The sequence below is a fragment of the Pseudomonas sp. 15C genome (assembly GCF_055484735.1).
In genome coordinates, this window is the sequence record NZ_JBUDGD010000006.1 from 15447 (window position 1) to 38791 (window position 23345).

23 protein-coding genes and 1 pseudogene are annotated in these 23345 nt (G+C 61.0%); 16 read left to right on the forward strand and 8 right to left on the reverse strand.

Annotated features, from left to right (window positions below; genetic code table 11):
• Positions 1-190: 190 nt before the first annotated feature.
• Entirely contained in the window at positions 191-541 is a 351-nt protein-coding gene (locus tag ACYYKW_RS05415) for a cupin domain-containing protein (protein ID WP_016770579.1), read from the reverse strand.
• A gap of 42 nt (positions 542-583) precedes the next feature.
• Positions 584-1522: a LysR family transcriptional regulator gene (locus ACYYKW_RS05420; protein ID WP_206415547.1), complete on the reverse strand. Its 939-nt coding sequence runs from the start codon at positions 1520-1522 to the stop codon at positions 584-586.
• Positions 1523-1754: 232 nt separating this feature from the next.
• Between ACYYKW_RS05420 and ACYYKW_RS05425 the strand changes: the two genes are divergently transcribed.
• Positions 1755-2519: a sulfite exporter TauE/SafE family protein gene (locus ACYYKW_RS05425; protein WP_464989603.1), complete on the forward strand. Its 765-nt coding sequence runs from the start codon at positions 1755-1757 to the stop codon at positions 2517-2519.
• Here ACYYKW_RS05425 and ACYYKW_RS05430 read toward each other — a convergent pair.
• Entirely contained in the window at positions 2509-2823 is a 315-nt protein-coding gene (locus ACYYKW_RS05430; protein ID WP_464989604.1) for a putative quinol monooxygenase, read from the reverse strand. The two genes, ACYYKW_RS05425 and ACYYKW_RS05430, sit on opposite strands and share 11 nt — an antisense overlap.
• A 182-nt stretch (positions 2824-3005) precedes the next feature.
• Between ACYYKW_RS05430 and mdaB the strand changes: the two genes are divergently transcribed.
• The 7 genes from mdaB to ACYYKW_RS05465 all read left to right on the forward strand — a co-directional run bounded on the left by mdaB (position 3006) and on the right by ACYYKW_RS05465 (position 10076).
• Complete coding sequence (gene mdaB, locus ACYYKW_RS05435; protein ID WP_093104909.1) at positions 3006-3596, forward strand: NADPH:quinone oxidoreductase MdaB; 591 nt, start codon at positions 3006-3008, stop codon at positions 3594-3596.
• 60 nt (positions 3597-3656) lie between these two features.
• Positions 3657-4568, forward strand: coding sequence for a LysR substrate-binding domain-containing protein (locus ACYYKW_RS05440; RefSeq protein ID WP_464989605.1), 912 nt, complete (start codon positions 3657-3659; stop codon positions 4566-4568).
• A 103-nt stretch (positions 4569-4671) separates the two neighbouring features.
• Positions 4672-5565, forward strand: coding sequence for an NAD-dependent epimerase/dehydratase family protein (locus ACYYKW_RS05445; protein ID WP_464989606.1), 894 nt, complete (start codon positions 4672-4674; stop codon positions 5563-5565).
• A gap of 338 nt (positions 5566-5903) precedes the next feature.
• Positions 5904-7253 carry a GntP family permease gene (locus ACYYKW_RS05450; protein WP_203420658.1) on the forward strand — a complete coding sequence of 450 codons (1350 nt, stop codon included), beginning with the start codon at positions 5904-5906 and terminating at the stop codon, positions 7251-7253.
• Positions 7254-7269: 16 nt separating this feature from the next.
• Positions 7270-8130, forward strand: a complete 861-nt coding sequence (locus tag ACYYKW_RS05455) for a MurR/RpiR family transcriptional regulator (RefSeq protein ID WP_464989607.1) — start codon at positions 7270-7272, stop codon at positions 8128-8130.
• 1 nt (position 8131) lies between these two features.
• A complete protein-coding gene (locus ACYYKW_RS05460) occupies positions 8132-9589 on the forward strand; it encodes an N-acyl-D-amino-acid deacylase family protein (RefSeq protein WP_464989608.1) in 1458 nt (485 codons plus the stop codon).
• 118 nt (positions 9590-9707) lie between these two features.
• Complete coding sequence (locus tag ACYYKW_RS05465) at positions 9708-10076, forward strand: glyoxalase superfamily protein (protein WP_093104889.1); 369 nt, start codon at positions 9708-9710, stop codon at positions 10074-10076.
• 284 nt (positions 10077-10360) lie between these two features.
• On the opposite strand, the gene gliR is transcribed toward ACYYKW_RS05465, so the two are convergent.
• Positions 10361-11377, reverse strand: a complete 1017-nt coding sequence (gene gliR / locus ACYYKW_RS05470) for an AraC family transcriptional regulator GliR (RefSeq protein WP_093104885.1) — start codon at positions 11375-11377, stop codon at positions 10361-10363.
• Between the two features lie 206 nt (positions 11378-11583).
• Between gliR and ACYYKW_RS05475 the strand changes: the two genes are divergently transcribed.
• The 5 genes from ACYYKW_RS05475 to ACYYKW_RS05495 all read left to right on the forward strand — a co-directional run bounded on the left by ACYYKW_RS05475 (position 11584) and on the right by ACYYKW_RS05495 (position 17174).
• Positions 11584-13179, forward strand: coding sequence for an FAD-binding oxidoreductase (locus ACYYKW_RS05475; protein ID WP_464989609.1), 1596 nt, complete (start codon positions 11584-11586; stop codon positions 13177-13179).
• A 5-nt stretch (positions 13180-13184) separates the two neighbouring features.
• A complete protein-coding gene (locus ACYYKW_RS05480; RefSeq protein WP_464989610.1) occupies positions 13185-14777 on the forward strand; it encodes a glycerol-3-phosphate dehydrogenase/oxidase in 1593 nt (530 codons plus the stop codon).
• The gene (locus ACYYKW_RS05485) at positions 14774-16333 is read left to right on the forward strand and encodes an FGGY-family carbohydrate kinase (RefSeq protein WP_464989611.1); all 1560 of its coding nucleotides are present in this window, start codon (positions 14774-14776) and stop codon (positions 16331-16333) included. The genes ACYYKW_RS05480 and ACYYKW_RS05485 overlap by 4 nt, the downstream gene beginning before the upstream one ends.
• Positions 16334-16512: 179 nt before the next feature.
• The gene (locus ACYYKW_RS05490) at positions 16513-16758 is read left to right on the forward strand and encodes a FitA-like ribbon-helix-helix domain-containing protein (protein WP_464989612.1); all 246 of its coding nucleotides are present in this window, start codon (positions 16513-16515) and stop codon (positions 16756-16758) included.
• Complete coding sequence (locus ACYYKW_RS05495) at positions 16755-17174, forward strand: type II toxin-antitoxin system VapC family toxin (protein ID WP_336356765.1); 420 nt, start codon at positions 16755-16757, stop codon at positions 17172-17174. The genes ACYYKW_RS05490 and ACYYKW_RS05495 overlap by 4 nt, the downstream gene beginning before the upstream one ends.
• Positions 17175-17318: 144 nt before the next feature.
• On the opposite strand, the gene ACYYKW_RS05500 is transcribed toward ACYYKW_RS05495, so the two are convergent.
• Positions 17319-18182: a methyl-accepting chemotaxis protein gene (locus ACYYKW_RS05500; RefSeq protein WP_370593494.1), complete on the reverse strand. Its 864-nt coding sequence runs from the start codon at positions 18180-18182 to the stop codon at positions 17319-17321.
• A pseudogene (locus ACYYKW_RS05505) lies at positions 18177-19238 on the reverse strand (methyl-accepting chemotaxis protein); the annotation flags it as partial. The gene ACYYKW_RS05500 and the pseudogene ACYYKW_RS05505, both read right to left, overlap by 6 nt.
• 253 nt (positions 19239-19491) lie before the next feature.
• On the opposite strand from ACYYKW_RS05505, the gene pmrG reads away from it, so the two are divergent.
• Together pmrG and ACYYKW_RS05515 are read left to right on the forward strand one after the other, a co-directional pair.
• Positions 19492-20163, forward strand: a complete 672-nt coding sequence (gene pmrG, locus ACYYKW_RS05510; protein WP_464989613.1) for a lipopolysaccharide core heptose(II)-phosphate phosphatase PmrG — start codon at positions 19492-19494, stop codon at positions 20161-20163.
• Positions 20160-21002 carry a phosphatase PAP2 family protein gene (locus ACYYKW_RS05515; protein WP_464989614.1) on the forward strand — a complete coding sequence of 281 codons (843 nt, stop codon included), beginning with the start codon at positions 20160-20162 and terminating at the stop codon, positions 21000-21002. Before pmrG ends, ACYYKW_RS05515 begins: the two co-directional genes overlap by 4 nt.
• Here the strand turns inward: ACYYKW_RS05515 and rimJ are convergent.
• Together rimJ and ACYYKW_RS05525 are read right to left on the reverse strand one after the other, a co-directional pair.
• Positions 20950-21537, reverse strand: a complete 588-nt coding sequence (gene rimJ / locus ACYYKW_RS05520) for a ribosomal protein S5-alanine N-acetyltransferase (protein ID WP_464989615.1) — start codon at positions 21535-21537, stop codon at positions 20950-20952. The two genes, ACYYKW_RS05515 and rimJ, sit on opposite strands and share 53 nt — an antisense overlap.
• Before the next feature lie 249 nt (positions 21538-21786).
• A complete protein-coding gene (locus ACYYKW_RS05525) occupies positions 21787-22152 on the reverse strand; it encodes a DUF6124 family protein (RefSeq protein WP_090281312.1) in 366 nt (121 codons plus the stop codon).
• 289 nt (positions 22153-22441) lie between these two features.
• Between ACYYKW_RS05525 and ACYYKW_RS05530 the strand changes: the two genes are divergently transcribed.
• Positions 22442-23335, forward strand: a complete 894-nt coding sequence (locus ACYYKW_RS05530; RefSeq protein WP_464989616.1) for an amidohydrolase family protein — start codon at positions 22442-22444, stop codon at positions 23333-23335.
• Positions 23336-23345: the final 10 nt, after the last annotated feature.

Sequence of the window (23345 nt, forward strand, 5' to 3'; positions counted from 1 at the left end):
GCTCGCGAAGACGGCGTCAGCCTCAATACATCATCGCCTGACAGTTCTCCCCCTCACCCCAGCCCTCTCCCGAGGGAGAGGGAGAGGGAGCCGATTGCAGCGCCAGCAGGCTGGCTCCCACAGGGAATTGAGGTGTACTTGATAATGTTTGCCGGGAAATCACGTCGGGTGATTCCCCGGCTTTTTTGCATCAGGCGAAAACGAAATATTTGCGCACGGTCTCGACCACTTCCCAGGTGCCTTTCATGCCCGGCTCGACCACGAAGATATCGCCGGCACGCAGGTGGATCGGCGCCATGCCGTCCGGGGTGATCACGCAGTAGCCTTCCTGGAAATGACAGTATTCCCACTTCACATAATCGACGCGCCACTTGCCCGGAGTGCAGATCCAGGTGCCCATGATCTTGCTGCCGTCTTCGCTGGTGTAGGCGTTGAGGTTGACGGTGTGCGGGTCGCCTTCGAGTTTTTCCCATTTGCAGGCGTCGAGTACCGGCAGCGGGTGGGTGTCGCGCAGAACGGTGATAGGGGCGGTCGCGGTCATGAGGACTCCGGGGCAGGTGGACTTGAGGAATGAAGTCGCACCCTATAGCGCGCGGTCGCCGTTCAGTTGTCTGGGGTCGACATCGAACTGCTCAGAAACGCGCGGATCGGTCAGCGCGTGTAACAACGCCTGCGCGTAGGGCGGTAGTGCGCTGAAATCTCTAGCGCACATCATCAGAGTCCGGCGCGCCCAGGGTTCATTCAACGCTACGCTTTTGAAGGTTCCGGGCGCCGCGCGTTCGACTGCCGCCAGCGGCACGATCGCCAGCCCCGCGCCCCGGCCGACCATGCGTATTACCCCGTCAAAACCTTCGACGCGAATCCGTACCGACATGCGCGCGCCGCTGTGCAGCGCTTGTTCTTCGAGATAGATCGCCAAGGCGCTGTCGGCGCTGAGTCCGACAAAGTCGTGCTGCAACGTCGCACTGAAATTGACTGCGACGGCGTCAGACAACGGGTGGTCGAGCGGCAGAATCAGCACCAAGGGGTCGTGGCGAAACGGCTGAGTCTGTAAGCCGCCAGTGTCGACTGCGTCAGACACAATCCCGAGATCTGCTGCGCCTTCACGCAAGGCGTGGGTGATCCGTGCGCTGGGCAGTTCCTGCAGCTCGATGTCGAGATTGGCATGGCTGCGCAGAAAATCCGCGAGCAGTTCCGGCAGGTATTCGGTGATCGCCGTGGTGTTGCACAGCAGGCGCACCTGGCCTTTGACGCCTTGGGCGTAATCGGCCAGATCCTGTTGCATGCGCTCGGCCTGTTGCAGGATGACGCGAGCATGGCGGGCGAGGGCGTTGCCGGCGGGCGTCGGCGTCACGCCACGGCGACCGCGTTCGAGAAATTCGGTGCCGAGTGAGGCTTCCATCGCGCGGATTCTGGCGCTGGCGGCGGCCAGGGATAAATGGCTGCGGACGGCGCCGGCGGTGATGTTGCCGGTATCCAGGATGTGCAGGAAGAGGCGCAGGTCGGTGAGGTCGAAGTGCATGGGGGGCCTCTGATTTTTATGGCGTCTGGGCTGGCCCTTTCGCTGGCAAGCCAGCTCCCACAGGTTTCATTGTTGGTCTCTAAATGTGATGAACAACCGAGATCCTGTGGGAGCTGGCTTGCCAGCGATGAGGCCAGATGCATCATTGCAAACATCAGCCTCTTGCAAAGGGTGAGGCAGCCTCAGTATATGGCAGATTTTCAGCCAGCCCCGACTGGTGCAAAGTAGCATCATGCATACCCTCACCGACTTCTATCAAAACCTCGGCCCAGTCCTGTCCTTGCTTGTCGTCCTCACCTTCCTGCTCGCCGGCCTGGTCAAAGGCGTGATCGGCCTCGGCTTGCCCACCGTCGCCATGGGCCTGCTCGGTCTGGCTATGGCGCCGGCGCAGGCAGCCGCACTGTTGATCATCCCGGCGACCTTGACCAATCTCTGGCAACTGGCATTCGGCGGGCATCTCGTTGCGCTGATCAAACGCCTGTGGCCGATGCTTCTGCTGATCTTCCTCGGCACTGCCATCGGCACGCTATGGATCGGCATGGCGGGCGGGCATTGGGTGGTACGCGGGCTGGGCGCGGCGCTGTTGCTCTATGCGTTGAGCGGACTGTTCCTGCCGACACTGCGGGTCAACCCGCGTTATGAAACCTGGCTTGGTCCGACCTGCGGTTTGATCACCGGCATCATCACCTCGGCCACTGGTGTGTTCGTGATTCCGGCCGTGCCGTACCTGCAAGCCCTGGGCTTGCGTCGCGATGAACTGGTGCAGGCGCTGGGCCTGTCGTTCACGGTGTCGACGCTTGCCTTGGCCGCAGGCTTGCTCTGGCGCGGTGCGCTGGGAAGTGGCGAACTCGGTGCGTCGTTGCTGGTGCTGATGCCGGCCCTGCTCGGCATGTGGCTCGGCCAATGGCTGCGCCAGCGCATCAGCGCGGTGCTGTTCAAGCGGGTGTTTTTTATCGGTCTGGGCGCGCTCGGCGCCCATTTGCTGATCAGCGCTTAGCCGAGGAAGCGCTGAGCATGTCGATCGGGCGGATGTCAAAATCGCGCTCCAGATATTCCATGCGTCGGGCGAAAAAATCCTTCATGTGCGGCAGATTCGAGTGCTCGTCCAGGTGCGCCCGCGACTCCCAGATCTCGTAGAAAATGAACAGCGTCGGATCTTCCTTGTCGCGCAACATGTGGTATTCGATGCAACCGGGCTCGGCGCGACTCGGTTCGACATAAGCGCGAAACAGTGCCTCGAAAGCCTCGGCGCGTTCCGGGCGGGTCTTGGCATGCAGGATAAAACCCTCGCGTTCACTCATCACAACGTCCTCGTATTCATGAAAGCGCCGAATGCTACGACAACAATCACGGTTCGATTCGTGCGTTTTGCTCAAATGTATTTTGCGCGGGCATGGCTTATTCCGCGCGACGCGAGCCGTTAATCTGCCGCCATTCCATTTCCACTTTCCATCCAGCCCAATGGCTGCGCTGAGGCTTTGTCATGAAAAAAGTACTGTTGCTCAATGGCGGTAAAAAATTCGCTCACTCCGACGGTCGCTACAACGCCACCCTGCACGAAACCGCGCTGAGCGTGCTGGACCGTGGCGGTGTCGATGTGAAAACCACCTTCATCGACGAGGGCTACGACGTCGCCGAGGAAGTGGCGAAATTCCTCTGGGCCGACGTGATCGTTTATCAAATGCCGGGCTGGTGGATGGGCGCGCCATGGACCGTAAAAAAATACATCGACGAAGTCTTTACCGAGGGCCACGGCAGTCTCTACGCCAGCGATGGCCGCACCCGTTCCGACGCGTCGCAGAAATACGGTAGCGGAGGTCTGATCCAGGGCAAGCAGTACATGCTTTCGCTGACCTGGAACGCACCGCAGCAAGCCTTCGATGACCCGAGCGATTTCTTTGAAGCCAAGGGCGTCGATGCGGTGTACTTCCCGTTCCACAAGGCCAACGAGTTTCTTGGCATGACCGCGCTGCCAACCTTCCTCTGTGTCGACGTGATGAAGCGCCCGAACATCGAAAACGACGTGGCGCGTTATGAGCAGCATTTGACCGAGGTGTTTGGCCTCAAGGGCTGATGCTCGGCTACTATCGTGGGCCTGCGCCTGTGTGGCAGGCCCATCGAGCAGAGGACACCCGTGAAAGCCAGATCCGATGAATTGCAGATTTTCGTCTGCGTGATCGAGTGCGGTTCGATTTCCGCCGCGGCCGAACAGGTCGGGCAGACGCCATCGGCGGTCAGTCGCACGCTGTCGCGGCTGGAAGCCAAACTTGAAACCACGCTGATCAATCGCACCACGCGGCGCATGGACCTGACCGAGGAGGGCCGGTACTTCTTCGAACAGGCCAAGCTGATTCTCGATCAAATGGACCAACTCGAAGAACGCCTGTCCTCGCGCCAGCAAACCCCGTCCGGGCGACTGCGAATCAACGCCGCCTCACCGTTCATGCTGCACGCCATCGTGCCCTACATCGACGAGTTTCGCCGGCTCTACCCGGACATTCAGCTCGAACTCAACAGCAATGACCTGATCATCGATCTGCTGGAACAAAGCACCGACATCGCCATTCGCATCGGCAATCTCGCCGATTCGACATTGCATGCGCGTTCGCTCGGTTGCAGTCCGTTGCTGATCGTCGCCAGCCCGGCCTATCTGAAACAGCGCGGTACGCCGCGGCAAGTGGCCGATCTGAGCCAACACACCTTGCTCGGTTTTACCCAGAACGAAGGCCTCAACCAATGGCCGCTGCGCTACGTGCACGGTGACCGCTGGCCGATCACCGCGGCGATCAGCGCTTCCAGCGGCGAAACCGTGCGCCATCTGGCGCTGGAAGGGCAGGGCATTGCCTGTCTGTCGCACTTCATGACCATCGATGACATTCGTGCCGGGCGCTTGAAAGTCCTGCTGGGTGAATTCAACAGCGGTTATCGCCAGCCGATCAACGCGGTGTACTACCGTAATTCGCAACTGGCCCTGCGCATTCAGTGCTTTCTCGATTTCATTCAGAGCAAACTCGCGGCGTACGCCAGCGCGGATTTCAAGGGCTGATTCGTGATTCCTGCGCAACAGTGATTTGGGCGCGGGCGGGTTTTTCGATCGGGGTCAGCGGTCGATACTCGCCGCATCACTTATTCACGCAGGGAGTTTCTCCATGAACGTATTTATTACCGGCGCTGCCGGTTTTATCGGCGGTTCCATCGCCACCGGTCTGGTTCAGGCCGGGCATCAGGTCACCGGTCTGGTGCGCAGTGCCGAACAGGCTGATGAACTCAAGGCTCTGGGGATTAACGCCGTCATCGGCACCCTTGACGATCAGGCATTGCTCGCCGAACAGGCCCGCGCGGCGGATGCGGTAATCAACGCCGCCAGCAGCGACCATAGCGCTGCGGTTGAGGCATTGATCGATGCCTTGCGCGGCTCCAGCAAGGTGCTTCTGCACACCAGCGGGTCGAGCATTGTCGGCGATGCGTCGGGCGGTAAGTCCAGCGACGTCATCTATTACGAAGATAACTTGCCGGAACCGACCGTCGACAAAGCCGCCCGCGTGGCGATCGACAACCTGGTGCTTGCCGCGGCGAAGGACGGCGTGAATTCCGCTGTCATCTGCAACACGCTGATCTACGGTCATAGCCTCGGCGTCAAACGCGACAGCGTGCAGTTGCCGCGTCTGCTGAAGCAGGCGCGCAAAAGTGGTGTGGTGCGGCATGTTGGCACCGGGCAGAACATCTGGTCCAACGTTCACATCGAAGACGTCGTGGCCCTTTACGTACTGGCGCTGAGCAAGAATGTACCGGGCACTTTCTACTTCGTCGAAAGCGGTGAAGCGTCGTTCATCGACATGACTACCGCCATGTCCGCCGCGCTGAATCTGGGCCAGCCACAAGACTGGCCGCTGCAGGACGCCGAAGCCGAATGGGGCTATGAGATGGCCAACTACGGCCTCGGCTCCAACAGCCGCGTCCGCGGCAACAAGGCCCGCGAACTGCTGGGCTGGGCGCCGAAGCGCACTTCGGTGGTTGAATGGATTCGTAAGGAAATGGTGTGATCCGTACGCTACGTCCCACAGGTTTTGCGCATTCTGTTTGGAGGAATGCGATCAAACTGTAGGAGTGAGCCTGCTCGCGATAGCGGTCATTCAGCCAATGATGATATTGACTGTTACGACACAATCGCGAGCAGGCTCACTCCTACAGGGGGCTGTGTTGGCTGTAAAAGCATGTAAATCCCACCCTACGATTTTCATTCATCACGACAACCCGTACCCATCAGCGACACACCTTGCCTCTCCACGAAAATTACTTTCATGCGGTTTGAAATCTCGATCTCGAAATGATTTATGAGTTTCACAACCCATTCGAACGTGACCCTTTCGAGGAGTACCGCATGACGCCTTCTTTCGGCTACTGGCTGCTGGTCTATGCCGCTGTCGCCATCATCGCGCTGATCGTGTTGATCGCCCGTTACCGGCTCAATCCGTTCATCGTCATCACCCTGATTTCCATCGGCTTGGCTCTGGTCGCCGGCATGCCACCGTCGGGCGTGGTAGGGGCATATGAGGCCGGGGTCGGCAAGACGCTGGGGCACATTGCGCTGGTGGTGGCGCTGGGGACGATGCTTGGCAAGATGATGGCCGAGTCCGGCGGTGCCGAGCAGATGGCGCGAACCTTGATCGATAAGTTCGGTGAGAAGAACGCGCACTGGGCGATGGTCTGCATCGCCTTTCTGGTGGGGCTGCCGCTGTTCTTCGAAGTCGGTTTCGTCTTGCTGGTACCGATTGCCTTTACCGTGGCGCGGCGAGTCGGTGTGTCGATTCTGATGGTCGGGTTGCCGATGGTTGCGGGCCTGTCGGTGGTGCATGCACTGGTGCCGCCGCATCCGGCGGCGATGCTCGCGGTGCAGGCGTATCAGGCCTCGGTCGGGCAGACCTTGCTCTACGCGATCGCCATCGGTATTCCGACTGCAATCATCGCCGGCCCGCTGTACGCCAGATTCATCGTGCCGCGCATTCAATTGCCGGCGGATAACCCGCTGGAAAAACAATTCCTGGACCGCGAGCCACGCGACAAACTGCCCGGTTTCGGCATCACCATGGCAACCATTCTGTTGCCGGTGGTGCTGATGCTGATCGGCGGCTGGGCCAATCTGATTTCCACCCCGGGCAGCGGGTTCAACCAGTTCCTGCTGTTCATCGGTAACTCGGTCATCGCCCTGTTGCTAGCGACCTTGCTGAGCTTCTGGACACTCGGCATCGCCCAAGGCTTCAACCGCGAATCGATCCTCAAGTTCACCAACGAATGCCTCGCGCCCACCGCCAGCATCACCCTGCTGGTCGGTGCCGGCGGTGGCTTGAACCGGATTCTGGTGGACGCAGGCGTGACTGATCAGATCGTCGGCCTCGCCCATGAATTTCATCTGTCGCCGCTGCTCATGGGCTGGCTGTTCGCCGCGTTGATGCGCATCGCCACCGGCTCCGCAACCGTGGCGATGACCACCGCATCCGGGGTGGTCGCGCCGGTGGCCATTGGTCTGGGTTATCCACACCCGGAGCTGTTGGTGCTGGCGACCGGCGCCGGGTCGGTTATCTTTTCCCACGTCAACGACGGCGGCTTCTGGTTGATCAAGGAATACTTCAACATGAGCGTCGCGCAGACATTCAAGACCTGGACGGTACTTGAGACGCTGATCTCGCTGGTCGCGTTCGGCCTGACCGTTGGCCTTTCTTACCTGCTGTAACCGGAGCCCGCCGCCCATGGATATCCTCTACCAGATCCGCGCCCGCCAGGATTCCTTCAGCGCAGGCGAAGGGCGCATCGCCCGGCTGATGCTCGACGACGTCGGTTTCGCCGCCAGCGCCAGCCTCGAAGACCTCGCGCAACGCGCCGAAGTCAGCACCGCCACGCTGTCGCGCTTTGCCCGTACGGTCGGCTGCCGCGACCTGCGTGACCTGCGCCTGCAACTGGCCCAGGCCAGCGGCGTTGGCAGCCGTTTCCTTGATCCGGCGGGCACGCCTGAACAGTCGGCGTTCTACGGCCAGATTGTTGGCGACATCGAAACCACGCTGCGCCAGCATCTGGCCGGTTTCGACGAATCGCGCTTCGCCGATGCGGTGAAAATGCTCGGCCAGGCGCGGATGATTCATGCGTTCGGCATGGGCGGATGCTCGACCCTGTGCAGCGATGAATTGCAGGTGCGCCTGGTGCGCTTCGGCTATCCGATTGCGGTGTGTCATGACGCAGTGATGATGCGCGTCACCGCGGCCAGCCTGAATGCCGAGCAAGTAGTCATCGTCTGCTCATTGACCGGCATCACCCCGGAGCTGCTGGAAACTGTAGAGCTGGCGCGCAACTACGGCGCGCGCATTCTGGCAATCACCCGCGCCGATTCGCCGCTGGCCGAACTGGCCGATGTCGTCCTGCCGCTGCAAGGCGCGGAAACCTCGTTCATCTACAAACCGACGGCGGCGCGCTACGGCATGCTGCTGGCCATCGACGTGCTCGCCACCGAGCTGGCGCTGGCCAGTCCTGAAGACAATCAAGAACGTCTGCGGCGGATCAAACTCGCCCTCGACGAATACCGTGGCGGCGACGATCACCTGCCGCTGGGAGACTGACATGCAGTACGACACGCTGATTCGCAACGCTCTGGTCATCGACGGCAGCAACACCCCAGGCTATGAAGCCGACGTGGCGATTCTCAACGGCCGCATCGAGCGCATCGGCGACTTGCACGACGCCAGCGCCAGGGAAGAAATCGACGCCGCCGGCCGCGTGCTGGCGCCGGGTTTCATCGATGTCCACACCCACGACGACACCGTGGTCATCCGCCAACCGCAGATGTTGCCCAAGCTCAGCCAGGGCGTGACCACGGTGATTGTCGGCAACTGCGGCATCAGCGCTTCGCCGGTCACGTTGAAGGGCAATCCGCCGGACCCGATGAACCTGCTCGGCACTCAGGCCGCGTTCGTTTACCCACGCTTCAGCGATTACCGCGCGGCGGTGGAAGCGGCCAACACCACGCTGAATGTTGCGGCACTGGTCGGCCACACGGCGCTGCGCAGCAATCACCTCGACGACCTGTTCCGCACCGCAACGGCGGAGGAAATCGCTGCGATGCGCGAGCAGTTGCGCGAAAGCCTGGAGGCCGGTGCCTTGGGTTTATCCACGGGCCTGGCCTACGCCAGCGCCTACAACGCTTCTACCGACGAGGTCATGCAACTGACCGAAGAACTGACGGCATTCGGCGCCGTCTACACCACCCATTTGCGCAGCGAATTCGCCCCGGTGCTCGAAGCCATGGACGAGGCGTTTCAGATTGGCCGTCATGCGCAATCACCGGTGATCATTTCCCACCTCAAATGTGCCGGCGTCGGCAATTGGGGGCGCAGTCCACAGTTATTGGCAGCGTTGGAGGAGGCAGCAAAAAACCACCCGGTCGGTTGCGATTGTTATCCCTACGCGGCGAGTTCTTCGACGCTGGATCTCAAGCAAGTCACCGACGCCCACCGCATCACCATCACCTGGTCGACACCGCACCCGCAAGTCAGCGGTCGCGACCTGATCGACATCGCCGCCGAATGGAATCTGTCGCTGCTCGACGCCGCGAAACGTCTGCAACCGGCAGGCGCGGTGTACTACGGCATGGACGAGGCTGATGTCAGAAGAATCCTCGCCCATCCACTGTCCATGGTCGGCTCTGACGGCCTGCCCGAAGACCCGTTCCCGCATCCGCGCCTGTGGGGCGCTTTCCCACGGGTGCTGGGGCATTTCAGTCGCGACGTCGGCCTGTTTCCGCTGCACACCGCCGTGCACAAGATGACCGGCCTGTCGGCAGCGCGCTTTGGCTTGAAAGAACGGGGCGAAATCCGTGAAGGCTATTGGGCGGATCTGGTGTTGTTCGACCCGGCGACAGTGCGCGATGTGGCTGATTTCAACGACCCGCAACGGCCGGCGCAGGGCATTGACGGGGTGTGGGTCAACGGCGTGTTGAGCTATCGAGAGGGCCAGGCGAATGGCAGTCGGGCAGGGCGGTTTCTTGCGCGACAGGGGGATTTGCGCGACAACTTTCGTTGACGATTCGTGGTCTGCGTCACAATGATGGCACATTGCGACTAAAGAAAGCCGGCAGCAGGCCGACTTGCTGACATCCACCCCGTCTACACTGTGGGGCCAATCAGTCAGGGAGCACCCCATGAGCTTCGGCAAAACCACCCCGATCCTGCGGATCTTCGATGAAGCCAAAGCTGTTGAGTTCTACGTCGATTTTCTCGGTTTCAAGATCGACTGGCAGCATCGCTTCGAAGCGAATTTTCCGCTGTATCTGCAGGTGTCGCGCGGCGATTGTGTGCTGCATTTGTCCGAGCATCACGGCGACGCGTGCCCGGGTTCGGCGCTGCGCATCGAGACGGATGAGCTGGAAGTTTTTCAGCAACAACTGATCGCCAAGGACTACACGTTTTCACACCCGCAGATTCAGGCGATGCCGTGGGGCAGCCAGGACATGACGATTGCCGATCCGTTTGGCAATCGGCTGGTGTTTACCAATGCGATCAGTCTTTGACGCGGGAAAAAAGCCCCTCACCCTAGCCCTCCCGAAACGTCGGACCGCCCAGAGGGAGAGGGGACTGACCGAGGTGTCTTGCGCTATACACCGACCTGAAAAATCGAGTCGATTGGGGATTCACCGCCGCTCTTGCAGGTCGGCGCATCGTTCGAGCAACCCCCGGTCGGCTCCCTCTCCCTCTGGGAGAGGGCTGGGGTGAGGGGAAACGGGGTAAACACCAAACTCGCGACCAACCACGATCAACCGTGGGAGCGAGCCCGCTCGCGAAGAGACCCGACCCATCACCGCCGATGCATCTGCCGAAACTCCCCTGGCGGCATCCCCCTCTGACTCTTGAACGCCCGGTGAAATGACCGCGGTTCGGTAAACCCGAGATACTGGGCAATCTCCTGAATCGGCAAATCACTGTTGAGCAAATAATGCTCCGCCAGCTCTTGCCGCAACTCATCGAGCACCTGCTGATACGACGTCCCCGCCTGCTGCAACTGTCGCTGCAAGGTGCGCAGCGACACATTCAGCTGTTCGGCCACTTGCTCCTTGCGCGGCAAGCCCTGCTTGAGCAGACCGCGCAGAATGTTTTTCACCTGCTGCGCCAGCGGCGCGTCCTCCAGTGTCGCCAGCAAGCCCAGCGCGTGCTCTTCCAGCGTGCGCAATAACTGCGCATCGGCCTGACGCAACGGCAATTGCAGATAGGCCAGCGGCACGATCAACGCCGAATACGGCTGATCGAACAACACCGGGCAACCGAAGAAGCTCTGATATTGCGCCGGCGTCACCTCGGCCGGGCAGCAGTGTTCCAGCCAGACAGCGGCCGGCGACAGCTGCGTGTCGGCAATCCAGCGCGCATAGTGCAGCCATGAACCGAGCACGTTTTCCACCAGATGCCGCCGGATTCGCGGGCGCTGATGACGGCAATCCCAGATCAAATGCACCTGACCGTCGCGCATTTCGGTGCGGCTGACGCCCATGTCGCCGACCAGTTTTTCAAACGGCATGATCCGGCTCATCGCATCGCCCAGCGTCGCGCAGTTCATGGTGATGTAACCGAGCACGCTCCAGGAATTGGGCAGGACGAAATTCGCCGCGTTGAGACCAAACAGCGGATCGCCGGAATGCTCGCAGAAATAGTCGAGCAAACGCTCATGCGCCTCGCCCGGCAAGCGCAAGCTGTTGTCGCTCAACTGCTGCGTCTGCAACCCGGCCGCCGCCAGCGCCGGCTCAATGGCCATGCCCAGTTGTCCGGCATGGCGCAGGTACTTGAGCAGCGGCGGAACCGAAGTGAAACCGAGCGATTGCATGATCGCGTTCCTTTGAGCAACGCCTGAGCGAAGGGATGGCCGAAAGGTACGGTGAAACCCCGGCGAAAGTAAATGACCGTATCTGGCACGCCGGTTGACTCAATTGGCTACCCCGATTGGCCGGATACGACCGTGACACTTTGGCGCCGCTGGCTAGTATGGGGACTTTAAGCCGCATTGATTCGACGGCCCATAAGGACACACGCATGCGACGCTGGAACGGCTGGGGAGACGCAACCACGGTGGTCGAGTTACCAGCGCAGGGCGCAAGTTTTCTTGCGCAGCGAGTGGGCGAGGGCCGCGCGCTGCCCGACGCCTCGCTGGACACCGCGCTGGCCCGGGTGCCCGCATCGCGGTTGCCGGCGCACGCCTTGTACAGCATCGACGCCCATGAGCGTTTGCTGCATGCGCGCGGTCAGAGTCTGCCGGACTGGCTGGCGCTGCGCGAAGGCACGCTGGGCGTTTATCCCGACGCCGTGGCATTTCCGGAGAGCGCCGCCGCCATTCGCCAATTGCTGAAGCTGGCCGAGGAGCAGGACGTGTGCCTGATCCCTTACGGCGGCGGCACGTCGGTGGCCGGCCATATCAATCCGCCGATTTCTGCGCGGCCAGTACTGACCGTTTCACTGGCGCGAATGAACCGCCTGACCGACCTCGACGAACAGAGCCTGCTGGCGACCTTCGGCCCCGGCGCGAGCGGCCCGCAGGTCGAGAGTCAGTTGCGTGCGCGCGGCTATACCCTGGGGCATTTTCCGCAGTCGTGGGAGCTGTCGACGCTGGGCGGTTGGGTCGCCAGTCGCTCCAGTGGCCAGCAGTCGTTGCGCTACGGGCGCATCGAGCAATTGTTCGCCGGCGGAACGCTGGAAACCTTCGCCGGACCGCTGCAGATCCCGACCTTTCCAGCCTCGGCGGCTGGCCCGGACCTGCGCGAAATCGTGCTCGGTTGCGAGGGCCGTTTCGGAATCATTTCCGAGGTCAAGGTGCGCGTCAGTGCGCTGCCTGCCGATGAACGTTTCTATGGCGTGTTCCTGCCGGACTGGACGCAGGCACTCGGCGCCATTCGCCAGCTGGCCCAGGCGCGCGTGCCGCTGTCGATGCTGCGCCTGTCCAACGCGGTGGAAACCGAAACGCAACTGGCCCTGGCCGGCCATCCGCAACAGATTGCCTGGCTGGAAAAGTACCTGGGCCTGCGCGGTGCCGGCGAGGGCAAATGCCTGCTGACCTTCGGCGTGACCGGCAATCGTCAGCAGAACGCGCTGTCGTTGCGCCAGGCGCGGCAGAATCTCAAAGCGTTCGGCGGTGTGTTCACCGGCACCTTGCTCGGCAAGAAGTGGGCGCAGAACCGCTTCCGTTTTCCCTACCTGCGGGAGAACCTGTGGAACGCCGGTTACGTGGTCGACACCCTGGAAACCGCGACCGACTGGAGCAACGTCGACCACTTGCTCAACCTCATCGAAAACAGCCTGCGCGACGCCCTGGCCGCTGAAGGCGAGCGCGTGCATGTGTTCACCCACCTGTCCCACGTCTACGGCGAAGGCTCGAGCATCTACACCACTTACGTGTTTCGCCCGGCGGCGGATTACCCGGCGACGCTGGCGCGCTGGCAGGCGCTCAAACATGCGGCCAGTCAAACCATCGTCACCCACCACGGCACGATCAGCCATCAGCACGGCGTCGGCAAGGACCACGCGGCGTATCTGCTGCGCGAGAAGGGCGCGCTGGCGGTGGAAACCTTGCAGGCGTTGAGCAGACATTTCGATCCGGCCGGGCGCCTCAATCCCGGCACGTTGCTGCCGGAATGACTGCCGTGAATGAGAACTGGAACGCCGCATGGCGCGAGCAGATGCTGCCAACCCTGGCGGACGAACGCTGGGATCTGATCGTGATCGGCGGCGGCATCAGTGGCGCCGGGATAGTGCGTGAAGCGGCGCGGCGTGGCTGGCGCTGTCTGTTGCTGGAGCAGCGGGATTTTGCCTGGGGCACCTCCAGTCGTTCTTCGAAAATGGTCCATGGCGGTTTGCGCTACATCGCCAAGGGCCAGTGGCGGCTGACCCGCGCTTCGGTGCGCGAACGCCAGCGCCTGCTCGACGAGGCGCCGGGGCTGGTCGAGCCGATGAGTTTCCTGATGCCGCACTATCGCGGCGGCTTTCCCGGCCCGCGTGTGTTGAGCGGTTTACTGAGTATTTACGACGCCTTGGCCGGGCGCCGCAGCCATCGTTTCGATGACGCGCAGCAGCTGCGTTTTCTGACGCCGGGGCTGAAGGAACATGACCTTGTCGGCGGCACCCGTTTCGTCGATGCATTGACCGACGATGCCCGGCTGGTGATGCGCGTATTGCACGAGGCGCGCGCCGATGGCGCCGTGGTGCTCAATGGTTTGCGCGTGACGCAGGTGCTGCGTGAAGACGGGCGGGTGTGTGGCGTTGAAGTCGAAGATCGTGAGTCGGGCAAGACATTGCAATTGCGCTGCGCTGTGCTCGCGGTGGCCACGGGCGCATGGGCAGAACGCCTGCGCCCAAGCGATTCGCCACGGCAATTGCGCCCGCTGCGCGGCAGTCATTTGCTGCTGCCGGGTTGGCGTTTGCCGGTGGCGCAGGCGCTGACCTTTCTGCATGCGCGTGACCGGCGGCCGGTGTTCGTTTTCCCGTGGGAAGGCGCGACCGTGGTCGGCACCACTGATCTCGATCATCGTGAAGATCTCGATCAGAGCGCGAGCATCAGCGGCGAAGAACTCGACTATCTGCTGGCCGCTTGCACGCAAGCCTTTCCCGCTGCCGAAGTGACGGCGACGGATGTGCTGTCGACCTGGGCCGGCGTGCGTCCGGTGGTCGGCGCTGCTGGCGAGCATCAGGGCAAACCGTCGAACGAAACCCGGGAACATGTGCTGTGGCAGGAGCCCGGCTGCGTAACGCTGGCCGGCGGCAAACTGACCACGTTCCGTCCGCAAGCGATTGAAGTGCTCAAGGCATGCGCGGACATGCTCGGCCGCGCTTTTGAAGATGACGCCGCGCCGGTGTTTGCCGCGGTGCAGCCATCGCCGATTCCGGGCCTGAGCCCGCAGCAATGGCGACGCCTGGCCGGGCGCCATGGCCGTGATCTGCCGAGGCTGGCGCAACTCATTGCCGAAGTCGGGCAGGAAACGGTCGGCGCCACGGATACGTTGTGGGCCGAACTGGCGTTAGCCTGCGAGGCGGAAATGGTCCTGCATCTGGATGACTTGCTGCTGCGTCGCACTCGTCTGGGGCTGTTGCTGGCGCGCGGTGGCGAGGAGCATTTCGCCGCGATCCGTACGCTCTGCCAGCCGCGCCTGGCCTGGAACGACGAGCGCTGGCAGGTGGAAATTCAGCGTTATCGTTTGCTGTGGCAACGCGATCATGGCTTGCCGGAGATCACGCCATGACGGCTCAAAAATACCTGCTGGCGATCGACAACGGCACCCAGAGCGTGCGCGCGCTGCTGTTCGATCTGCAAGGCAATCTGCTCGGCAAGGGCAAGGTCGAGTTGCAAGCGTATTACTCGACACAACCGGGCTGGGCCGAGCAGGATCCGGACTATTACTGGGCGAAACTCGGCGAGGCGTGTCAGCAACTCTGGCAGCAGACCGGGATCGACCGTGCGCAGATTGTCGGCGTTTCCCTGACTACGCAGCGCGGCACGGTGATCAATCTTGATGCCGATGGCAAACCCCTGCGCCCGGCAATTGTGTGGCTCGATCAGCGCCAGAGCGAAGTTGCAGGCAGCATCAAAGGGCCGTGGGGCTGGCTGTTGAAACTGGTCGGCGCGAAAGCCACCGTCGACTACTTTCGCGCCCAGGCCGAGGCCAACTGGATTGCCCGGCATCAACCGCAAGTGTGGGCGGCGACCGACAAGTTTTTGCTGCTGTCGGGGTTTCTCAGCTATCGACTCTGCGGGCGCTTTGTCGACTCGGTGGGCTGCTGCGTCGGTTACCTGCCGTTCGATTTCAAGCGGCTGAAATGGGCGGCGCCGCGTGACTGGAAATGGCAGGCGCTGGCGGTGCGTCCCGAGCAGTTGCCTAGCCTGCACAAGCCCGGCGAAACCCTCGGTCACATCAGCGCCGAAGCCAGCCGTCATACGGGTATTCCCGAAGGCTTGCCGCTGATTGCCGCCGGTGCCGACAAGGCCTGCGAAGTGCTCGGTGCCGGCGTGGTCGATACAAGCACCGTGTGCCTGTCCTACGGCACCACGGCGACCATCACCAGCACCCGTTCACGCTACCTGGAAATCGTCCCGTTGATCCCGCCGTACCCCGCGGCGGTGCCGGATCAGTACAACTGCGAAGTGATGATCTACCGCGGTTACTGGATGGTCAGCTGGTTCAAGAACGAGTTCGGCCTGCGCGAAATGCAGCAGGCGCAAGAGCAGGGTATCGAGCCCGAGCAACTGTTCGACGCGCTGGTCAATGCGGTGCCGCCGGGTTCGATGGGATTGATGCTGCAACCCTACTGGTCGCCGGGCATTCGCGAACCGGGCGTGGAGGCCAAAGGCGCGATGATCGGCTTCGGCGATGTGCACACTCGCGCGCATATCTACCGGGCGATTCTGGAAGGTTTGGCTTATGCGCTCCGCCAAGGCATGGAGAACATCGAGAAACGCTCGAAGGTCTCGATCAAGCGCCTGCGCGTGGCCGGGGGCGGTTCGCAAAGTGATGCGGCGATGCAACTGACCGCCAACATCTTCGGCCTGCCGGCCGAGCGCCCGCACGTCTACGAAGCCTCCGGCCTCGGCGCCGCGATCTGCTGCGCTGTAGGGCTGGGCCTGCATCCCGACTTCCCCAGCGCCATCGCCGCGATGACCCGCGTGGGCACGGTGTTCACCCCACAACCTGAGGCGCAGCAGGTTTATCAGCGACTGTATGCAGAGGTGTATCTGCGCATGTATCGGCAGCTTAAACCGCTGTATCAGAGCATTCGGGAGATTACCGGGTACCCGGCGTGAAGCCGCTGAATGTGGACGACTCAAAAACTGAGCGAGCCTGCTCGCGATAGCGCAGTGTCAGCCAGCATCGAATCGCCTGACACAACGCCATCGCGGGCAAGCCCGCTCCCACAGTATGTAGGAAACTCAAACTATGCTAGCCTGCAATCAGTGATTTCATTGATTACAGGAGGGCGGGTATGGCCAGCATCACAATTAGAAATCTGGATGAGAAGCTAAAGGAGCAGTTGAGAATTACTGCTGCGCACAATGGACACTCTATGGAAGAAGAGGCTCGCCTGATATTGGGTAGAGCATTGGCAGCCGTTGATCGAGCCGGAGGACTTGGCAGTCGGATTCGCGGCCGGTTCAGCGCTGTCGGCGGAGTCGATCTCAAGCTGCCCGGACGTTCCGAAAAAGCCACTGCGGTGGATTTTTCTGAATGATAGTGCTTGATACCAATGTTCTTTCGGAGTTTATGCGAGTTGAGCCTGAATCCCGTGTACTGGCTTGGGTTGATGCTCAGCCCGCAATGGAGTTGGCAGTCAGTGCAGTTACGGTGGCAGAAATACTTCATGGCATAGCAAGGCTGCCGTCTGGCAAGCGCAAACAGAAACTTGAAGCCCATGCTATGGCAATGTTCGAAGAGGACTTTGCCGGACGAATCCTGCCGTTCGATGCTCATTCAGCCGTTGAATACGCAACGCTCGTAGCTGGTGCGGAGGCGAAGGGAAGGGGAGTCGCGATGGCTGACGCGCAAATCGCTGCAATCTGCCGAAGCTGCGGTGCTGCAATAGCGACGCGAAATATCAGGGATTTCGAGTTTTCCGGAATCGAAGTGATCAACCCGTGGGAAGCATAAGGCGCTTTTAACCATTCGAAATGACATCGCGGGCAAGCCTGCTCCCACAGTTTTCGAGGCGAACACATCATCTGTGGACGACCCAAAAACCTGTGGGAGCGGGCTTGCCCGCGATTGGGTTTTAGCTTCAGCGCAACATGAGCATCAAACGCGGAAGTGGCTGACCATCTGCTGCAACTGACCACCCAGACGCGCGAGTTCAACGCTCGACGCGGCCGTTTCATCACTCGCCGCGGCAGTCTGTTCCGAGACGTCGCGTACGTTGATGATGCTGCGGCTGATTTCTTCGGCCACGGCGCTTTGCTGTTCGGCAGCGGCGGCGATCTGCTGGTTCATCGACTGGATGTTCGACACCGTGCGGGTGATGTTTTCCAGCGACGCACCGGCCTTGCGGGTCAGGGCGACGCTGCTGTCGGTCAGCGCGCGGCTGTTGTTCATCACCGCAGACACTTGCTGAGTGCCGTTCTGCAAACCGGCAACCAGGCCTTCGATTTCCTCGGTGGACTTCTGCGTACGCTGGGCCAGACCACGGACCTCATCGGCAACCACAGCAAAACCACGACCGGCCTCACCGGCGCGGGCGGCTTCGATGGCGGCGTTCAGCGCCAGCAGGTTGGTCTGTTCGGCTACGGCTTTGATCACGTCCATGACGCTGCCGATCTTGTCGCTTTCCTGTTGCAGCACGCTCATCGCTTCGGTCGAACGCACGACTTCGCTGGCCAGACGCTCGATCTGCGCGATGGCTTCGTTCACCACCTTGTCGCCTTCACGGGCTTCACCGTCCGCCGCCGCAGCAGCTTGCGAGGCTTCTTCAGCGTTGCGCGCGACTTCCTGCACGGTGGCAGTCATCTCGTGCATGGCGGTGGCGACCTGATCGGTCTCGACTTTCTGGCTGTTCACGCCGGCACTGGTCTGTTCGGTCACAGCCGACAGTTCTTCGGCGGCGCTGGCGATCTGGGTGACGCCGTCGCGGATACCGCTGATCAAGTCACGCAGGGTCACGCCCATGCGAGCAATGCCTTGTTGCAGCACGCCGAGTTCGTCGCGACGCGTGACGGTCACGTTCTGGGTCAGGTCGCCGCTGGCGATGCGCTCGACCACGGCCAGGGTCTCTTGCAGCGGACGGGTGATCTGGCGGGTGATGATCACCGCAGCGATCACGCCCACCAGCAACGCCAGCAGGGTACTGATCAACTGAAAGGTGCGGGCCTGAGCACTTTCGACGTCACGACGGTCGAGCTGAATCTGGTACAGCTGCTCGCTCAGGGACACGATGGTGGTGCCCTGGTCAGTCATTTCCTTACGCGCCTGCACCGCTTCGCTGTTGGCATTCTTGAACGCCATCAGCGAGCTGCGGTAGTTGACCAGCGCGGTCTCCAGCTGACGCAGCGCGTCTTGCTGGGTCGACGCAAAGTAGCTGTTCAGTGGCTTGAGGCTGGCAAGCGCCGCATCGATCTGGGCGACGGCTTTCTGCTCGGTTTCGGCATTGCTGGTGGCGGTGTAGCCGCGCACTTCGTAGCGCGCGAGGATGAACGCTTCCTTGGCCGCCGTGACCGCCTGGAACTGTTCGAAACGCTGCTCGCTCAGCTCCATCTGCTGCACACGCTGGCTGATCGATTCGATCAAATCGTACGCGGTCGCGGCGCTGGCGCTCATGCTGTCGCGGGCGCTGTTGCCGGTGCGATAGGCGTTGCGCATCTTGTTCAGCGAAGTCTGGTATTCAGCGATGGTCGCGGCCTGCTGCTTGAGCAGTTTGACGTTTTCCGGGCTCTTGAATTTGCTGATCAGCGCTTGCTGCTGAGCGGCGAAACCGTCGAGGGTGGTCTGCACGTTCTGCGCGGCGGTTTCATCGCCATTGGTCAGCATGTATTGCAGGCGCACCACGCGCAGTTTGGTCAGGCCGCTGTTGAGCTGGGTGATGTCGCTCATCCAGTTGCTGCGGTCGATCAGCCCGCCGAGGCTGGTCCAGCCGGTCAAGGCCAAAACGCACGTCAGGGCCAGCACCAGGCCGAAGCCCAGGCCCAGTTTCATGTTCACGCTGATGTTGCCGAACCAGCTATTCATCAATAATCCTCCAGAAACGTTGGGTTTCTTGGTCGTCAGTTAAGCTGGAAGATTGTTGTTCTTTTGAGCCAGCAGGGGTGTAAGCAGGACTGTATCGGCCGCAAAACCGAGAGCTGAAAGGTTTTTTGTCCTGCGGTACACAACGCCCGCCGCCAAGACTTTTTTCACATGGGTTTCACCAGTCGCCGACGCCGGGCTCGGTACCTTCGCCGCATCGAATGACAGCTGATGCATCCCGGCGAGGCGGCTTTTTGTGGAATTGAGACTGAACCTGTTCGGCGTCAAACGCGCGATCGATCTGCGCGTACTGGCGCGTTTTCGCGACACTTGGGTGGTGCTGGCGGCATCCATTTTGGTCATCCCGCTGACCCTGTGGTTGCTGGCGCCGACTGCGGTGCCGGACCTGGCGCACGGCAACGTCGCCGGCGCGCAGGCATTGGCGCAGGACTGGGCCCAAGGCGACGTGATCGCCCTGGTGCGCCACGTCGAGCGCTGCGATCACTCGCGAGCGCAATGCCTGAGCGGCCACGACGGTATCACCGAGCGCTCGCGCAGTGTCGCCGTCGCGGTCGGCGCGCGTTTCGAGCAACTGGGCTTGAGCAACGCCGACATCTACAACAGCCCGTCGATGCGCACCGTGCAGACCGCCGGCTATATGTTCAACCACGCCGCCAGCGGTGATGACTGGCTGATCAATTGCCGCGGACGAATGCTGAAGGACGCGCTGGCGCACAAAGTGCCAGGCCGCAATCTGATCCTGGTGACGCACAGCGAGTGCATGGCGCAAATTGAAAAAGACTTGAAAGTACCGACCTCAAACCCAGATTACGGCGCGTCTCTGTTCGTTTCTGCTGCCAACACCGCAGCGCCAAAAATGCTCGGTTTTATCGAAGCCTCCGACTGGCGCACGGTGACCACCCGATGAAATCTCGTTTCTACGCGTACAACTTCGGCATTCCACTGCTCTGCGCAGCGCTGGTGTTCCTGATGTTCGACATGACCGGTATCGACATCGCGATCAGCAACCTGCTGTTCGATCCGCAGACCCAGACATTCCCGATCGACAAGATCCACTTCTTCGAAAAACTCACCCATAAATGGGCGCGGATCATTCCCGACTGGACGGCAGAAATCGCCCTGATCGGTGCGCTGCTCTCAGTGATCTGGCCGCTGGTAAACCCGCAAAAGCGCCCACGCCTCGGCGCATTTCTGCAACGCAGCAAAGTCGCACCACTGCTGCGATTCTGCGCAGAACACCGTAGGGATTTTCTCTTTGTCGTGGTCGCTTTTGCTGTGTGCACCGGGGTGATCCATTTCCTCAAATCCCACACCAGCGTGTACTGCCCGATTGAAACCACGCTGTATGGGGGAAAAATGCCGCACATCGAGTGGTACGAAAACTTCCAGCTATTTCATGAGGCCGGCACTGGTCGGTGCTGGCCGGGTGGTCACGCGTCGGGCGGCTTCACCATGCTGGCGCTGTACTTCGTCGCGCGCCGCTATCAGTGGCGTTTTTCCAAGGCCATCCTGTGGGGCTCACTGCTGCTGGGATTCATCTATGGCACCACCCGCGTCCTGCAAGGCTGGCACTACATGTCCCACACGCTGTGGGCGGGAATCTTCGTCTGGCTCGCCTGTTTGCTGACAGCGCTGGCCTTCTATGGATGGGCGCGGTTGGCGTTGCCGGTTTTGAGCCGGCGTGAACAAACACTCAGCCGAGTCGCCGCGACCAGCGCTTGTCCGGCGTTTCGAACAGCGGATTGACCAGCGCCGTCAGCACATGGTCCTGCCAGCGCCCGGCAATGTTCAGGTACGCCTTGGCGTAGCCTTCTTTCTCGAAACCCAAACGCTCAAGCAGCCGCGCACTGCGCTCATTGCCGGGAATGTAGTTGGCCATGATCCGGTGCAGGTTCTGCGTATCGAACATATAGCTGATGCCCACCTCCAGCGCCTCAGCCATCAAACCCTGCCCCTGATGTTTTTCATCCAGGTGATAACCCAGATAACACGCCTGAAACGCCCCACGAATCAGACCGCTGAAATTGCACGCGCCGATCATCTGCTGACCATCCAGCGTCAACAGCGCGAAATGCATCGCCAGCCCGGCTTCGAAGGCACTGGCCTGAATATCGAGGCGTCGACGAATCTGCTCGGTGGAAAAATACTCAGTCGTACGAATCGGCGACCATGGCGCCAGGTGACGCTGATTGCGCTGATAGAACGCGCTTTCCAGCTCAGCCTGATCCGGATCGAGAATCGCAAGCGTCAGGCGCTCGCAGGGCAGGGTCAACAGCGGCATCGGACGCTCCGGAGCGAGGAATCTGCTCGCAGAGTCGCGCAATCACCGGATGACGGCAAGTCGTGGTGTGAAAGGGGACTTTCTTCCAGGCAAAAAAAGCCCGCAGGAGCGCGGGCGAACCGTAGTTTCTTGAATGAGCGAGAGGACTCTACAAGGGTTGGCCGCGCATGAGCAGTGAATAAAAATTCATCTCGATCGGTGGCTGACAACGCGGTCACCAGGCCTTGGAAATCAAGGCGTCTTACCGACTCAGTGGCGGGTTTCCGGCCCGGCAGCCGATGGATCAAGATTGTCCCGCGCCCGGCAAACCAGCATCTCCGCCATCGCACTCAATTGTTTGATCGCCACCGCCACATGATATTTCGAGCCGTCGAACTCATCGGCAAACGTGGCGCTGATGGCCGCGAGAGAATCGAGGATTTCGCTGGCATGGTTGAGCAAGGTGAGCGTGTCGACATCGTCACGCACCCTGAGCAATTGATTCAGCGGCAACGCCCGTCGGCGCCGGCTTGGCATCTCGCAGCGTGGGGTGGCAGTGGAGGGGGCGACAGGACTGGCGGTCAGCGCATCAGCCGAGGCCGGGCCAACCAGCGTGAGCCGGGTGATTTTCTTCATGATGGAGCTCCGTGGGTGAACATTCACAGCGATTCAACTGCCAGACCGTCCGCTGGATGGCAGGAATGGAGGAGGGTAACGGCGGGGGGGAGGGAGCGCCAGTTCATGGGAGTCGACGCGGGTTGAGGGAAAAGTCCTAGGATGGGCTTTTTGTAGGAAAGGGGAGCGAGACGTTACTGCCCAAAAAAACGCGCATGGCGGAATTTTGATAGTACCCGTCGAGTTGACGGGAGCAACGAAGCACTGCAGCCGATTATTGTCTTTCGCACAAAAGCAGGAAGCGATAATCATGCTGCCGTTGATCAAAAGAACCGACAGTCACGTTCATTTTTTCACTTCGCAAGACCTGCGCCGAGTTTCGGGTTCGCTGCCCTATGCATTACCCGAACCGCACTCGCTGACGGCTTATCTGGATAAGTTGATTGATGCCGGTATTGCGCCGACGCTCCTGAACAACGTCCATTTAAGTATCTTGCCGGACTCGGAAAACGTATTCGCTTCATTTGCCGAGCTCAAGAATCTCCAGGCGGCCGACCCTCAGCGCTACGGGGGCGTCACGTTAGTAGGGACGATTAAGGCCGAACCTGCCTATGCCACACACGAACGCCTCTCGCACCCACAAGTGGTGGGCGCGCGGATCGTTCTGCACGATGCACCACCGGAAGCGGTTTCCGACAGGCAATTCAGCGATCAGCAGTGGCTGGCGTTTTATGGCCGCTTGCAACCGCACCAGCATCTGCACATTTATGCAAAGGAAGCCGAGACAAATCTGCGGGTATTGCGCCAGATCCCTCGCGCTGTGCGGGTCGTCATCGATCATCTGGGCACTTGTCACCGTGAGCGCGACATCACCGAGCCCGCTTACATCGCGCTACTTGCCGAAGCCAGAGCCCGCGGCAATGTGTGGTTCAAGGGGCCCGGCTATCGCACCTGCATTCAGCCCGAGGAAACAGCTCGCTTCGTGACGCAAATCATCAGTGCCGTCGGCGCGGACAAGATCGTTCTTGAAGCAACGGATGCGCCGCATGTAGGCACCGACAACAAAGGCGTTGCGTATGCCGAACTGTTTGATCCGCACAGGGCTTTCAACTTTGTCGATGCCGTTGCACAGCATGTTTCCAAAGCGACCCGAATTCCTGTTGGCCAACTTCTGCGAGGAACATTTGGCCGGTTGGTAAGTTGATCTACGCCCA